Annotated in this window: 14 protein-coding genes and 1 pseudogene; 6 read left to right on the top strand and 9 right to left on the bottom strand. The window is 68.2% G+C overall.

Annotated features, from left to right (window positions below):
• Nucleotides 1–229 precede the first annotated feature (229 nt).
• The 7 genes and pseudogenes from mnhG to OU994_RS11920 all read right to left on the bottom strand — a co-directional run bounded on the left by mnhG (nucleotide 230) and on the right by OU994_RS11920 (nucleotide 7,278).
• Nucleotides 230–628, bottom strand: a complete 399-nt coding sequence (gene mnhG, locus OU994_RS11950) for a monovalent cation/H(+) antiporter subunit G (protein ID WP_281610915.1) — start codon at nucleotides 626–628, stop codon at nucleotides 230–232.
• The gene (locus OU994_RS11945; protein WP_281610914.1) at nucleotides 625–903 is read right to left on the bottom strand and encodes a K+/H+ antiporter subunit F; all 279 of its coding nucleotides are present in this window, start codon (nucleotides 901–903) and stop codon (nucleotides 625–627) included. The genes mnhG and OU994_RS11945 overlap by 4 nt, the downstream gene beginning before the upstream one ends.
• The gene (locus OU994_RS11940; RefSeq protein ID WP_281610913.1) at nucleotides 887–1,405 is read right to left on the bottom strand and encodes a Na+/H+ antiporter subunit E; all 519 of its coding nucleotides are present in this window, start codon (nucleotides 1,403–1,405) and stop codon (nucleotides 887–889) included. Before OU994_RS11940 ends, OU994_RS11945 begins: the two co-directional genes overlap by 17 nt.
• Nucleotides 1,402–3,057, bottom strand: a complete 1,656-nt coding sequence (locus OU994_RS11935) for a monovalent cation/H+ antiporter subunit D (RefSeq protein ID WP_281610912.1) — start codon at nucleotides 3,055–3,057, stop codon at nucleotides 1,402–1,404. The genes OU994_RS11940 and OU994_RS11935 overlap by 4 nt, the downstream gene beginning before the upstream one ends.
• Nucleotides 3,054–3,409 (bottom strand): annotated as a pseudogene (locus OU994_RS11930) (Na+/H+ antiporter subunit C). Before OU994_RS11930 ends, OU994_RS11935 begins: the two are co-directional and overlap by 4 nt.
• Nucleotides 3,409–6,333 carry a monovalent cation/H+ antiporter subunit A gene (locus OU994_RS11925; protein ID WP_281610911.1) on the bottom strand — a complete coding sequence of 975 codons (2,925 nt, stop codon included), beginning with the start codon at nucleotides 6,331–6,333 and terminating at the stop codon, nucleotides 3,409–3,411. Before OU994_RS11925 ends, OU994_RS11930 begins: the two are co-directional and overlap by 1 nt.
• A gap of 45 nt (nucleotides 6,334–6,378) precedes the next feature.
• Entirely contained in the window at nucleotides 6,379–7,278 is a 900-nt protein-coding gene (locus OU994_RS11920; protein WP_281610910.1) for a universal stress protein, read from the bottom strand.
• Between the two features lie 275 nt (nucleotides 7,279–7,553).
• Between OU994_RS11920 and OU994_RS11915 the strand changes: the two genes are divergently transcribed.
• The 3 genes from OU994_RS11915 (at nucleotide 7,554) to OU994_RS11905 (ending at nucleotide 9,085) form a co-directional block, all read left to right on the top strand.
• On the top strand, nucleotides 7,554–8,012 hold the full coding sequence (locus tag OU994_RS11915; protein WP_281610909.1) for a GNAT family N-acetyltransferase: 459 nt from the start codon (nucleotides 7,554–7,556) through the stop codon (nucleotides 8,010–8,012).
• Nucleotides 8,009–8,419 carry a GFA family protein gene (locus tag OU994_RS11910; protein ID WP_281610908.1) on the top strand — a complete coding sequence of 137 codons (411 nt, stop codon included), beginning with the start codon at nucleotides 8,009–8,011 and terminating at the stop codon, nucleotides 8,417–8,419. Before OU994_RS11915 ends, OU994_RS11910 begins: the two co-directional genes overlap by 4 nt.
• 186 nt (nucleotides 8,420–8,605) lie before the next feature.
• On the top strand, nucleotides 8,606–9,085 hold the full coding sequence (locus OU994_RS11905; RefSeq protein WP_281610907.1) for a VOC family protein: 480 nt from the start codon (nucleotides 8,606–8,608) through the stop codon (nucleotides 9,083–9,085).
• Between the two features lie 22 nt (nucleotides 9,086–9,107).
• Here OU994_RS11905 and OU994_RS11900 read toward each other — a convergent pair whose 3' ends face one another.
• Complete coding sequence (locus tag OU994_RS11900) at nucleotides 9,108–9,593, bottom strand: hypothetical protein (RefSeq protein WP_281610906.1); 486 nt, start codon at nucleotides 9,591–9,593, stop codon at nucleotides 9,108–9,110.
• Between the two features lie 341 nt (nucleotides 9,594–9,934).
• On the opposite strand from OU994_RS11900, the gene OU994_RS11895 reads away from it, so the two are divergent.
• The 3 genes from OU994_RS11895 to OU994_RS11885 all read left to right on the top strand — a co-directional run bounded on the left by OU994_RS11895 (nucleotide 9,935) and on the right by OU994_RS11885 (nucleotide 11,842).
• Nucleotides 9,935–10,411 carry a YfbM family protein gene (locus OU994_RS11895; RefSeq protein ID WP_281610905.1) on the top strand — a complete coding sequence of 159 codons (477 nt, stop codon included), beginning with the start codon at nucleotides 9,935–9,937 and terminating at the stop codon, nucleotides 10,409–10,411.
• A 13-nt stretch (nucleotides 10,412–10,424) separates the two neighbouring features.
• Nucleotides 10,425–10,835: a VOC family protein gene (locus tag OU994_RS11890; RefSeq protein ID WP_281610904.1), complete on the top strand. Its 411-nt coding sequence runs from the start codon at nucleotides 10,425–10,427 to the stop codon at nucleotides 10,833–10,835.
• A gap of 233 nt (nucleotides 10,836–11,068) precedes the next feature.
• Entirely contained in the window at nucleotides 11,069–11,842 is a 774-nt protein-coding gene (locus tag OU994_RS11885; protein ID WP_281610903.1) for a PEP-CTERM sorting domain-containing protein, read from the top strand.
• A gap of 97 nt (nucleotides 11,843–11,939) precedes the next feature.
• Here OU994_RS11885 and OU994_RS11880 read toward each other — a convergent pair whose 3' ends face one another.
• Complete coding sequence (locus OU994_RS11880) at nucleotides 11,940–14,159, bottom strand: alpha-galactosidase (protein ID WP_281610902.1); 2,220 nt, start codon at nucleotides 14,157–14,159, stop codon at nucleotides 11,940–11,942.
• Between the last annotated feature and the right edge of the window lie 18 nt (nucleotides 14,160–14,177).

Below are 14,177 nucleotides of genomic sequence, written 5' to 3'. Positions count from 1 at the left end.
GAATCCAATTGCTTTTTGTTTAAGTGCGATACCGGTATCGGTATCTCAACCTTGCAAGCACCGTTGTTTTACAACCAGCTCGGCAATAGCCGGATACACGTAAACCGCTGATCTCACGTGTGTTGTAAAAAACCTGGGGACTGTCCCCCTGGAAGGGACAGTCCCCAGGTTTTTTACAACAGTCTCTTGCGATTTTTACAACACCGTGGCAGCGGCCGCGCAGGGGGTGCTAGCGTGGTTCGGCAGGGCCTTCGGTGGCGTTGTCGGGAAGGGTGTACACCTGCCCCGCCGTGACGCCGGAGCCGGTCTTCCTGGCGCGCAGGTCGCGGTAGACGGCGGCGCGCATGATGGTCATGGCCACCACGGGGGCCGTCAGCAGGATGAACACGGTGATGATGAGTTCGTGGATCACCAGCCGCGATTGCGCGACCGTGAAGTACAGCATCGACGCGAGCAGCACGCAGCCGGCGCCCAGCGTGACGGTGATGGCGGGGCCGTGCATGCGCTGGTAGAAGGTGCGCAGGCGCAGCAGGCCGAGTGCCCCGACGAGGATGATGGTGGCGCCCAGCACCAGCAGCAGGGCCACCGGCAGCGCCGCCCAGCCGGGCAGCTGTTCGATGCCGCTCATTCGATGATCTCCCCGCGCATCAGGAACTTGGCCATGGCGATGGTCGACACGAAGCCCACCAGCGCGACCAGGATCGCCACCTCGAAATACACCTGCGTGCCGAAGCGGATGCCCAGCACGATCGCCAGCAGCATGCCGCACATCCACAGCGTGTCGAGCGCCAGCACGCGGTCGTGCGCGGCGGGGCCGATCAGCAGCCGCAACGCGCACAATGCCATCGCCACCAGCACGCACACCACGGCGTAGGCGATCGCCACTTCAAGCAGGGTTCCCATGGTCGTTCTCCGTTTCAAAAATCAGCATCAGCGGACGCTCGTAGCGGGTCCTGATCGTGTCGATCCACCACGCTTCGTCGTGCAGGTCGAACACGTGCAGCGCCAGTTCGTACCGTTCCGGCAGGATTTCCACCCACACGGTGCCGGGTGTCATGTTGATCAGGCAGGACAGCATCGCCAGCCCGTAGGGGTCGCGCATCGCCAGCGGCACGCGGATGAATTGCGAGTTCACGCGGGCGTAATCCTTGAACAGGATGACGCGGCAGACGCCGAAGCATGAGCGCACGATCTCCACCGTGGCCATCGCCATCAGCTTCAGGAACACGGCCGGCCTGCGCAGCCGCGGATAGCCGAGAGGCTGCAGGCGGCGCGTCAGCAGCGGCACGGCGATGCCGAGCGCCGCGCCGAACAGCACGTTCGCCGGGTCGAGCGCCTGGTTGAGCAGCATCCACAGGGCGCACAGCGCCAGCGACGCGACGGGGTGCGGCAGCCAGCGTGTCATGGCGCCTCCGCAGTGGAAGCGGGAGCAGACGCGGGAACAGGCGCTGGGACAGGCAGCGTGCCCAGCACCCGATCGACGTACAGCGCCGGGCGGTGGATGCCCTCGCTGGCACGCGCCAGGTAATCGAACACGGGCCGTGCCTGCACCGTCAGCAGCACCGAAACGAACAGCAGCGCCGCCACGGGCACCACTTCGGCCGCATGCAGCGCGGGCGGTGCCGCCGCCTCCGTGGCCCAGAAGGTGCGCACGCCGAAACGCATCAGCGAAACGATGGCGGCCAGGCCGGAAACAAACACCAGCGCCATCAGCGTCCAGCCGGCGGGGCCGATCGCCGGCGCGTCCGGACCCGGGTTGACCAGCGCGTGGAACATGCCGAACTTGGCGACGAAGCCGGACAGCGGCGGCAGGCCGGCGATGGTCAGCGCGCACGCCGCGAACGCCAGCGACAGGAAGGCCATCGCCGCCGGCACGCCCCTGCCCTTCGGCTCGGCGGGCGTGTCTTCGACGGCGAAGGCTTCCGCTGTCAGCGCCAGCATCGCCGCGCCCGGCGTGCGGATCCGGTCGACCAGCTCGATCAGCAGCACGAACGCGGCGATCGCGATGGTGGAAGCGATGAAGTAGTACAGCGCGGCGGTGACCAGCGATGGCTGCCCGTAGCCGATCACGGCCAGCAGCGTGCCGGATGACACGATGGCCGCGTAGCCCGCCAGGCGGCCGGCCGTGTCGGTGGCCAGCATGCCCGCCGCGCCGAACACGATGGTCGCCATGCCGCTCCACGCCAGCGCCTCGTAGCCGTAGCGCGCCGCCGCGCCGGCGCCATCGCCGAACAGGAGCAGCCAGAGACGCAGGATCACGTAGGCGCCCACCTTCGTCATCAGCACCAGCATCACGGCCACCGGCGGCGAGGCGGCCGCATACGTGGTGGGCAGCCAGAAGCCCAGTGGCCACATGGCCGCCTTGACGAGGAAGGCCAGCGCCAGCACCGCCACGCCGGTTTGCAGCAGGACGAGAGTGGAGGACTGCCCGCCGGCGGCCAGCGCGGCGATGCGCTGCGCCATGTCGGCCATGTTCAGCGTGCCGGTGGTGGCATACAGCAGCGCCGTGCCGACCAGGAAGAACAGCGCGGCCACCAGGTTGACGGCGATGTACTGCAGGCTGGCACGCAGGCGTTCCACGTTATACCCGTGCAGCACCAGCCCGTACGACGCGGCCAGCATCACCTCGAAGAACACGAACAGGTTGAACAGGTCGTGCGTCAGGAAGGCGCCGTTGATCCCCATCAGCAGGAACTGGAACAGCGTATGGAAATGCACGCCGATGCGGCTCCAGCGCGGCTGCGCGTAATGCAGCGCGGCCAGCGCCAGCACGGCCGTGAGCACCAGCATGGCGGCCGACAGCCGGTCCGCCACCAGCGCGATGCCGAACGGCGCGGCCCAGTTGGCGGCCAGGTAGACGCCGATGCCATCGGGCCAGCCGCCGTCGGCCAGCGCGGCCAGCGCCAGTGCATTGGCCAGCAGCGCCAGCACGCTGGCGTAGGCGGCGGCGAACTTCAGGCGGTGCCAGCCCTGCGTGAGCGGCGCCAGCGCCGCGCCGCACAGCAGCGGCAGCAGGATCGGCACCACGACCAGGTGCTGGGTCCATGCCAGGCTCATTCCTCGGGCTCCTCGCCATCGACATGGTCGGTACCGGCCAGGCCGCGCGCGCCGATCATCACCACCAGGTACAGCGCCGTGGTGGCGAAGCCGATCACGATCGCCGTCAGCACCAGCGCCTGCGGCACCGGATCGGCCAGCGCCGCGGGGTCCACCACCGACTTGGCCACGTCGGCGGCCGGTGTCAGTGCGGCCGGTCGACGGCCAGGCGCCCCATCGCGAAGATGAACAGGTTGACGGCATACGACATCAGCATCAGCCCGGTCAACACCTGGAAGGTGCGCGGGCGCAGCACCAGCCAGATGCCGGCGCCGAAGACGATGCCGATGCCGAGGGCGAGTACGGCTTCCATTACTGGATCTCCTTCGGTGGGGGGATGGCGCTGACGGCGGCGGCAAGGTCGGCGCCGCGCACCGCCCCGGGCTGCGGGCGGCGGGCACGCAGCGACTGGTGGGCCAGCGCCACCAGGATCAGCATCGTGGTGCCGACCACCACCAGGAACACGCCCAGGTCGAACAGGAAGGCCGACGGCACGTGCAGCTCGCCCAGCACAGGCAGCGTGACATGCGCGGTATGGCTGGTCAGGAACGGGTAGCCGAACAGCCAGGCGCCCAGGCCGGTGCCGCGGGCGCACGCCAGGCCCCAGCCGATCCAGCGGTTCGGCCGCAGCCGCAGGCGCGATTCCACCCAGTCGGTGCCGGCCACCATGTACTGCACGATCAGCGTGGCGGCGAAGATCAGGCCGGCCACGAAGCCGCCGCCCGGCAGGTTATGGCCGCGCATGAAGAAGTACACGGCGACCACGCCCATCACGGGCATCAGGAAGCGCAGGTACACCGCCTGCACCATCAGGTAGCCGTCGCGCGCCTGCTGCGCCGGTTTCTGGCCGATCGCCGGGTCGACGTCGCTGGCCTGCTGCATCGGGATGGCGATGCTTTCCGGTGCCGGGCGGAAGCGGCGCAGCAGCGCGTACACCGTCAGCGCCACCGCCGACAGCACGGTGATCTCGCCCATCGTGTCGAAGCCGCGGAAGTCGACCAGCAGCACGTTGACCACGTTGGCGCCGCCGCCCTCGGGCAGGGCGCGCAGCACGAAGAAATCGCGGATGCTGGGCACCCCGGGCCGGGTCAGCACCGCATAGCTGGCCGCGGCCAGCGCCAGTCCGCCCGCCACGGCGATGGCCGCATCGCGCGCACGCCGCAACTGCGTCTTCGCCGGAGCCCGCCCGGCCAGGTGCGCGGGCTGGCGACGCGGCGGCAGCCAGCGCAGGCCGAGCAGCACCAGCACCGTGGTCACCGTCTCCACCATCAACTGGGTCAGCGCCAGGTCGGGCGCGGACAGCCACAGGAAGGTCACGCAGGTCACCAGCCCGGTGCCGCCGGCCAGCGCCAGCGCGGCCAGCCGGTGGTACTTGGCTTGCCAGGCGGCGGCCAGCGCGCAGCCGGCGCCGATCAGCCAGAGCAGCGCCAGCAGCGGATCGGCCGTGCCGGGCGCCGGCAGCGGCAAGGCCGCCATGGGCCAGGCCAGCAGCAGCGGCACGGCCACGAAGGCGGCCAGCAGCACGCGCAACTGCGGCTGCAGGCGGCGCGTGCCGGCCAGGCCCACCAGCCGCGCTGCGCCCTGCGACAGCCCGAACATCACGTTTTCATAGAATTGCGCGCCCTTCAGGCGGTGCAGCACGGGCACGCGGTCGCGCTCGGCCAGGCCGAAACGCTTGCGCAGCAGCAGGTACACCGCCACGCCGCCGGCCAGCGCCACAAAGCTCATCAGCAGCGGCAGGTTGACGCCGTGCCAGATGGCGAGATCGTAGTCGGGTACCGTGGGGCCCAGCACCGAGCGCGCCGCCACCGCGAGCACGTCGCCGACCACCCGCTCCGGCATCACGCCCACGGCGATACACAGCAGCACCAGCAATTCGATCGGTGCGCGCATCCACCGCGCCGGTTCGTGCGGTTCGGCAGGCAAGCCCTGCGCCAGCGGCCCGAAGAACACGCTGATGAAACGCAGCGAATACACCACGCTGAACAAGCCCATCAGCACGGCCGCAACCGACATCCACCAGTTGTCGCTGCCGCCCACGATCATCGTCTCGGCGAAGAACATTTCCTTGGACAGGAAACCGTTCATCAGCGGCACCCCGGCCATGGCGGCGCTGGCCACCACCGCCAGCGCCGCCGTATGCGGCATCGCCCGCCGCAGGCCGCGCAGCAAACGCATGTCGCGTGTGCCGGTTTCATGGTCGACGATACCCACCGCCATGAACAGCGAGGCCTTGAACACGGCATGGTTCATCGTGTGGAAGATGGCCGCCACGACCGACAGCGGCGTGCCGATGCTGAGCAGCACCGTGATCAGGCCCAGGTGGCTGATCGTCGAATACGCCAGCAGGCCCTTCATGTCCCACTGGAAGATGGCGAACCAGGAACCCAGCAGCAGCGTGCACACGCCGGCCGTGCCGAGCAGCCAGGTCCACTCTTCCGTGCCGGCCAGCGCGGGCCACAGCCGGATCAGCAGGAAGATTCCCGCCTTGACCATCGTGGCCGAATGCAGGTAGCTCGAGACGGGCGTGGGCGCGGCCATCGCGTGGGGCAGCCAGAAGTGGAACGGGAATTGCGCGCTCTTCGTCAGCGCGCCGAGCGCCACCAGCACCAGGGCGGGCACGTACCAGGCATGCGCGCGGATCGCGTTGCCGGCGGCCAGCACCTTCTCCAGCTCGTAGCTGCCGGCGATGTGCCCGAGCAGCAGCACCCCCGCCAGCAGGCACAGGCCGCCGGCGGTGGTGACGGTGAACGCCATGCGCGCGCCGCGCCTTGCGTCGTTGCGCTCCTGCCAGTAGCCGATCAGCAGGAACGAGGTGGCGCTCGTCAATTCCCAGAACACCACCAGCTGGATGAGGTTGCCGGACAGGACCACGCCCAGCATGGCGCCCATGAACGCCATCACGCACGCATAGAAGCGGTGGGCCGGATCGCGCCGCGACAGGTAGTAGCGCGCATACAGCAGCACCAGCAGGCCGATGCCCAGCACCAGCATCGTGAAGACCCACGCCAGGCCATCCATGCGCAGGATGATCTCGAGCCCGAACGCGGGCAGCCAGGCAAAGCGCATCGCCGGAACGGCCCCGCCGGCGATGACGCCGAACTGGCTGGCGGCAAGCACCAGCGCGACCAGGCTGGCGATGCCCGCCACGGCGGCGGGACGGTCGCGCGAGCCGCCCGGCATGCAGGCGGTCATCAGGGCCGCGGCGAACGGCAGCAGGAGCAGCAGCAGGAGCATCGTCAGCCTCCGGCGACGCGGTCGTTGCCGGCGCGCGCCGGCCGCTCAGCCATCGTCGCCGCCATCGTCACTGCCCTCGAGCGCGCGCACCAGCAGCACATCGCACGGCAACTGCTGCATCAGGTCTTCGCTCTTGCTGCCAATGAACACCCGCGCCACGGCCGACTGCCGGTGCACGCCCAGCACCACCAGCCCGATCCTCTCTTCGACGACATGGCGCGTGAGCGCCTCCGTGACCAGCCCGTGGCCCGCCGCGATGCGAATGCGCCCGCGCTCGGCCAGGGCCAGCGGGCAGCGTTCCAGGAAGCGCTCGCTCTTTTCCTGCACTTCCCGCATGGCGTCGGCAGGCAAGACCGGCGCCGCGTCCGCCCTCTCTTCCAGCACGTGCACCAGCGTGACCGGACGGCCGGGGAACAGGCGGATGGCGGTATCGAGCGCCCGGCGCGACGCGGCTGAAAAATCGTTCGCGACCAGGATGCGGCCATAGCTGCCGCGGGTGCGCTGCCGCACCACGAGCAGCGGATGGGCCAGTGCCTGCGCCAGGCGCGCGGCGGTGGAACCCAGGATGATCTCCTGCACCGGCGCATGCGTCGAGGCGCCGATCACGACCAGTGCATCGGTGAATGTGGCCGCGGCGCCGAGGATGCCGTCGGTCACGTCGCCATCGAGCACCTGCAGGGCGGGCAGCAGGCCCGTGCCGGCGAATTCCTCGGCCAGTTCGGCGCGCGCGGCCGGCGCGAAGGCATGGCCGGTATTGCCGCCGTCCAGCCAGGCGGAAACTTCCTCGGGCGTGCTGGGGCCTTCCTGCACCACCAGCACCGTGAGATCGGCGCGCCATTCGAGGGCCAGCTGTTTCGCGCGGTCCAGCGGGCGGTCGCAGCGGGCGGTCATGTCGGTGGCCAGCAGCAGGCGCCATGGCGGTGGATTGTCGGTTGGATCGTTCACATCACTCCCCGTCGCTCAACAGGTAACAAGTGTCGACACTGTAACGTTTCCTGGCGATCGATGACCACGCGTTAGGCCGGCGGAGCCGATTCTTTACCACGGCGGATGGCTGCGGGGTCGTGCCGGGGGCGCGCGCCGCTGGCGCTCCCTGTGACAAAGCACGCATTTTTTGCGGGTGGCGGTTTGCTATGCTTCCCGGCTGTTGCATCAGCGAAATGACAAGCGCCGGCAGATCCGCCTCCCGCAAGGGCGGGCCGCACATCGAGGGGACCATCATGACAGTACGACGCTATGCCAGCGGCGACTTTCCGGCAATCTGCCGCATCTACGAGGACGCCAGGCGCGCCGAGCTGCAATTCGAGGCGGGCAGTGTCGAGATCACGCCACTGGACCGGGACCCGGCCCTCCTCGCGGCATTCCGCGAATCGACCGTGTCCGTGTTCGAGGCCGGCGAGGTGGTCGGCTTCGCCGCCGTCCACGGCGCACAGCTGCGGGCGCTGTTCGTCCTGGGCGATGCGCGTGGAACGGGCGTCGGCACCACGCTGTTGCGCAGTGTCCTCGCCAGTACTCCGGGGCTCGTCCTGAACGTGGCGAAGTCCAATGCCGGCGCGCGGCGGTTCTATGAAAGGCATGGCTTCGTCGCCGTCGGCAGCGTGACGAGGCAGTACGGCGGCGTTCCTGTCGACTATGTAACGATGGCAATCGGCAACGGCTTGCCCGGAGCCCGGCAATGACAAGCTCGATGAAGACCTACCACGGCAGCTGCCATTGCGGCGCGGTGCGCTTCGAAGCCGACATCGACCTGGCCCGGGGCACGCTGCGCTGCAACTGTTCGATCTGCCTGAAGGCGCGCTTCTGGCCGGCCATCGTGCAGCCGGATGCTTTCAGGCTCCTTGCCGGCGCGGCCGAGCTCACGGAATACCGCTTCCTGGCGAAGCGGGACCAGCACCTGTTCTGCCGCCATTGCGGCGTGCGTCCTTTCGTCATCGGCCGTTCGCCCAGGTGGGGCGAATTCTACGGCGTGAATGTGACGTGCCTGGACGACGCCACCGCCGAGGAACTGGCCAACGCGCCCATCACCTACCTCGACGGCAAGAACGATGACTGGGAAACCCCGCCGGTGGAGATTGGACACCTGTGAACGGCCACTTGTATTTGGCCTGTGTAGTTGGCCTGTGTAGTTGGCCGACTCGTATTCGGCCACTCGTATTCGGCCATTTGTATTCGGCCTGCCTGTAGTCGGCCTCGTATAAATCCCGCCAGCGGGCTGGACCGGGCAACCGGCGTGGACTAAGCTGTCCGCTCACCTATCCATTGGAGGAACGCCATGGTTGCGAAGAACACCATCTGTCTCTGGTTCGATGGCACGGCACTGGACGCCGCACGGTTTTACGCGGCAACCTTCCCCGACAGCGCGATGGGCGCCGTCCACCGGGCGCCGGGCGACTACCCCGCGGGCCAGGAAGGCGACGTGCTGACCGTTGAATTCACCGTGGCCGGCATCCCCTGCATCGGCCTCAATGGCGGGCCGGAATTCAGGCACAGCGAAGCGTTCTCTTTCCAGATCGCCACCGACGACCAGGAGGAAACCGACCGCCTGTGGAACGCGATCGTCGGCAACGGCGGCCAGGAAAGCCAGTGCGGCTGGTGCAAGGACCGGTGGGGCCTGTCGTGGCAGATCACGCCGCGCGCGCTGGTCGCGGCGTTCACCGATCCCGACCGGGCCGCGGCCAAGCGCGCCTTCGAGGCGATGATGGGCATGCGCAAGATCGACATCGCCACGATCGAGGCGGCGCGGCGCGGTTGACGGCCCATGCCGCCGGCGGCGGTCAGCGATCGGGGGTGGCGACCGGTACCGGGCGCCGCCTGATGAGCGCACTGCCATCCATCGGCCAGCTTTTTGCCTCCCGCCTGGCTTTCTTCAGCCATGCGAACGTTGCATCGATCATGGCCACGTGGACTTCCGCCTCCCGGACAGCCGCCCCGTCGCCGCGCTTGCGGATGTACGCGACCAGGCCCTGGACCACCGCATCGGCCTGCAGCTTCAGGATATCGATATCGGTGGCGCTTTTCACGAATCCGAAGCAGCACGGCCCGTCCATGAATTCGGGATCGTTGAAATAGCACTGATAGGCCGCCTCGACCAGCAATGCATCCATGTCCGCGGGCCCACGCCCCAGGCCGACGTCGACGCCGGCCAGCTGGCCGAGGGCGGCGATGCCCGCGCACATCTGCTGTTCGGCGTCGCCCCACCCCCGGAGCCTGGTACGGTTTGCGGCGGGCAGTTCATTCGGCACTTCGTTCTTGTCGTTCACGGTTCATTCTCCTCATCGGCACGGGTTACTCGGCAGTGAGTGAGACAGCGGCCGGTTCGATTGGTTCCTGCCCCGTCCAGTCTGGCGATGCCGTACGTCTTGCGGTGCTTCGGCAAGTCCAGGAGCCTTCTGCAAGCCTTCAACGGCACCGTCACAGGCGATCACGGTCCAGTCCTTCCGCCATCTTTCGTTCGGTTAGTTGCATTTGCCAAGGCATGCCGTGACAATGCGTGCATTTCTACCGCGTGCATTTTGCTATGCTCGCCACTCGTTCGCTCCTGCCCGGCATGCAATGGCCGCGCCGGGTCGCGGCCCCTGCATCCTTACCCAACGGAGTTTTCATGTCGATGATCGGCCACTTTCTCGCCGTGCCACAAACCGAACTGGAGGCGCTGCGCGCCGATCCGGAGCAGATCGACCAGGTCCTGTTCACCGACCATGAAGACGACGCGCTGGACATCGAAAAAGCCTGGCATGGCATCCATTTCCTGCTGACCGGCCAGGTCGGCCCCGCCGCCGGCCCCCTGGGCAACGTGGTGTTCGGGCTGGCCCCCATCGGCGAGGAAGATCTCGGCTATGGCCCGGCGATGGGGACCGACGCGGCGGACGTGGCGGCGATCGCGGCGGCGCTCGACGGGGTGACGGACGATGAGCTGCGCGCCCGCTTCGACCCCGCCGCGATGGACGAGGTGTATCCCAACATCTGGGATGAAGGCGAGGAAGCGATGGACTACCTCGCCACGCACCTGCAAAGCCTGCGCGCGTTCTACCGGGATGCGGCGGCCCGGGGCCACGCCGTCATCACCTGGCTGGGCTGAACCGCGGGACGGCATGATTTCCGCGCTCAACCACATCACGCTGTCCGTCTCCGACCTGGAGACGTCGTTCGCTTTCTATGCCGGGACGCTGGGCTTCCGGCCGCGGGCGAAATGGGCGCGCGGCGCCTACCTGTCCGCCGGCGAACTGTGGCTGTGCCTCACGCTCGACAGGCAATGCCGGAGCGGGCCGCTGGCCGAATACACCCATATCGCCTTCACCGTGGACGAGGCGCGGTTCGCGGCCCATGCCGCCGCGCTGGAAGCTCGCGGCGTCACGCCATGGCAGCAAAACAGCAGCGAAGGCGATTCGCTGTATTTCCTCGACCCGGACGGGCACAAGCTGGAGATCCACGCCGGCAGCCTGGCATCGCGCCTGGCGTCGCTGCGCGTGGCGCCCTACGACGGGTTGACGCTGTTCGACTGAACGCGCCGGCGCGCAGCGCCGCCCTCCCCCTGCGGTAATAGTTCCGCCCGCCGCCGTGAGCAAGATCAAGTGGCTGGAACGACCCGACCATACGATGAGATGACGCAAGCGTTTCCTTGTCGCGCCACAACGCGCCCGCCCGGTTCGCCTAGACAACCTGGTTCGCCCGGTTCGCTTCATTAACTTAGTTCGCCCGGTTCGCTCGGTTGGTTCCTTACCTCACGGAGAATTCCATGAAATCACCGCTCCTCCTCGTTGCCGTGCTGGCAGCCGCGCTCCCGCTGCTGTACGGCAGCCCCGCCCTGGCGGCCGCCAGCACCTCGGCGAGCCTGTCCCATCTCCGGCTCGGCACCCTCGACCTGACGCCGGACGACGGTATCGCCGCCGGATACGACATCGGTGAAGCATCGGCCTTGCTGCAGGCCGTGTTCGGCACGGCAGCGGAGCTATCGACGCAGGAAATCTCCCCCGAGCCCAACCAGCCCGCCAGCGTGCGCATCGACCACGGCTCATCGTTCGGCGAAGCGCGCACCAGCGGCATGCTGGGCGATCTCTCGACCGATGCTACGGCCTATGCGAACGCCTGGGACTTCGTGATCGCCGGGGTTTCCGAACAGCTGGTGTGGCTGACGCTGCGGCCCAACACGGTGTTGACGGTCAGCGGCCACCTCACCACCGCGGCCGCTGGTATCGACGACGACTTCGCCTACAACCCGTACAGCGAGGTTTCCGTCATGGTCGCGGACGAAAACCTCCACGTCGCAACCTTCCTGCATCGCTATTCCTACACACAGCTGGACGAGATCATCGCGCCCGGGCTGGACGAGGATTTCCTGCTAACGTATGGGAACGGCAGCGACCAGGATTTGCTGGTGTACCTGTATGTGCACACCCAGTCCGAGATCCTGGCGCTGGCACCGGTTCCCGAACCGGGAACGTGGGCCATGCTGTGTGCCGGCTTGCTGACGATGGGTGCGGCGGCGCGGAGCCGGCGGCGGCGCGGCTGAACAGGCGGCGCTCATGCCCTGCTGGCCAGCCATGCGCCAGCGCTGAGGATCGCGTTGCGCTGCCGGACAGTCCGGCCCGCGGCCAGCCGGACACGCGCTAGGCTTCCAGCACGAACGCCGCGGCCTGGAAATCCCCCGCCATGTCCACCGCCAGCCCGTGCCCCATCCAGTAGGCGCCGCTGGCCCGCTTCGGCGTCTGCGCCGCGGCCTTGCCCGCAATCGCGCGCAGCGCATAGGTCTTGTTCGGATCGAGACCGCGCAATTGAATGCGCGGCGGTGCCTCGCGCAAGCCGCTCGAATGGAGGAACGCGAAGAGCACGGCCTGGCCGCCGTCCTGCGCCACCGACAGCGTGGCAGAGCGGCGCGAGCCGCCTTGCGGCGACACCAGCCGGTACAGTTTGCCCTGCTGGACGGTCTTGCGGATGGTCTTGTATTCGGCGACGAGCTGCCGGGCCTTGGCGAAGTCCTCGTCCTTCCAGTGATTCAGGTTGGCGCCGATGCCCAGGCCGCCCTGCATGGCGGACAGGAAGCGGTATTCCAGCGACGTCACGCGCCGGTTGACGAAGTTCGGCGCATCGGTCACCCAGGCCATCATGATGGCTGGCGTGTAGGCGCGCGTAAAACCGTCCTGTATCAGCAGGCGGTCGAACGGATCGGTGTTATCGGACGTCCACACCTGCTCGGTCAGCGCCATGATGCCCAGGTCGACACGGCCGCCGCCGCTGGCGCAGGATTCGATTTCCACCTTCGGGTGGCGCCGGCGCAGCTCGCCCAGGAGCTTGTACAAATTGTCGACATAGGCCACGTACAGCCGCTGCTGCTCGGCCGGCGCCACCTCCGGCCAGCCCGGTTCCGACCATGCGCGGTTGTGGTCCCACTTCAGGAAGGCGATGTCGTGCTCCTTCAGCAGGCGGTCCAGCATGGTCAGGAGGTGCTCGTACACGTCCTTGCGCGCCAGGTTCAGCACCAGCTGGGTACGCGCCTCGGAGCGCGGCCGGCCGGGGAAGTGGATCACCCAGTCCGGGTGGGCGCGATACAGGTCGCTGTCGGGGTTGACCATCTCCGGCTCCACCCACAGGCCGAACTCCATGCCGAGATCCCTCACGCGCCGGATCAGCGGCTGCAGGCCGTTCGGGAACTTCTTGCGGTTGACCACCCAGTCGCCCAGGCCGGCCTTGTCGCTACTGCGCGAGCCGAACCAGCCGTCGTCCATCACGAAGCGTTCCACGCCGATGCTGGCCGCCTTCTCCGCCAGCGCGGTCTGCCCCGCCTCGTCGACGGCGAACAGCGTGGCTTCCCAGGAGTTGTAGAGGACCGGCCGCAGGCGCGGGGTCGGCGCGCCCGGCAGGATCTTCTCCCGCTGGTAGCGGTGGAACACGCGCGATGCGCCGCCGAAGCCTTCGCCGGAATAGCCGGCGTGGAACACGGGGGACGCCAGCTTCTCGCCCGGCTTCAGGCGATACGCGAAATCGAACGGGTTGTAGCCGGCCGTCGTGCGCAGGCCGCCCAGCGCATCCATGTCGACATGGATGCGCCACGAGCCGCTCCAGCCCAGCGCGCCGAACCAGACCGGGCCCGCCTCCTCCTCCGTCGCGCCGCGGCTGATGGCGATCCACGGGTTGGCCTGGTGCGACGTCACGCCCTTGCGGGTTTCGATCACGATCGAGCCGGGCGCGATCGGGCGCGTCTGCAACGCGAACTCGCCCGCCCAGCGGCCGGTGAGGTAGGACACCCGGTAATCGTCGCTGTACGGCAGGTTGATGGCGGCCGCCGCCAGCTGGTCGACCTGGATCCAGCTGGCGGTGCGGTTCTCCACCACGGCCGAGCGGGCCAGGATGCCGGTGGCGGCATCCATCGCATAGGTCAGCGTGACGTGCACCGCGCGGCTGACATCCTTCAGCCGGATGACGATGCGCTCGCCGTCGACGCGGTGATCGACGTGGCGCAGCACGAGATCGCGCACGCCATCGGGGAACGTAACCTTCAGGGCCGGCTCCACGGTCAGCCCGCCGCCGAAGCCCGGGTATTCGAACGGCGTGAGGTTGACCGGCATTTCGTTGGACGAGTTTTCCGGCACCGGCACGGGCGCCGGCAGCTTGTCCTCGGGTGCCAGCGCGCTGCCCCAGTACAGCGCCTGCAACTGGCCATCCTGGTTGACACCGAACGCGTACGTCACGCCGGCGCCATCGAGCCGGAACACCTTGGCGGCTTCATCGACCGAAGGCCGGGCCCACGCCGGGCCGCCGAGGGCGATGCCGGCGAGGCCGCCGAGAAGTTGCGTGCACAGGGTACGGCGGCGCTGGTCGATGTCGCTCATGGGTGGCTTGTCTCGCTA

The organism is Pseudoduganella sp. SL102 (assembly GCF_027856995.1).
GTDB classification, from domain to species: Bacteria; Pseudomonadota; Gammaproteobacteria; order Burkholderiales; family Burkholderiaceae_D; genus Rugamonas; species Rugamonas albidiflava.
This window is presented reverse-complemented; position numbering and strand designations above follow the sequence as displayed.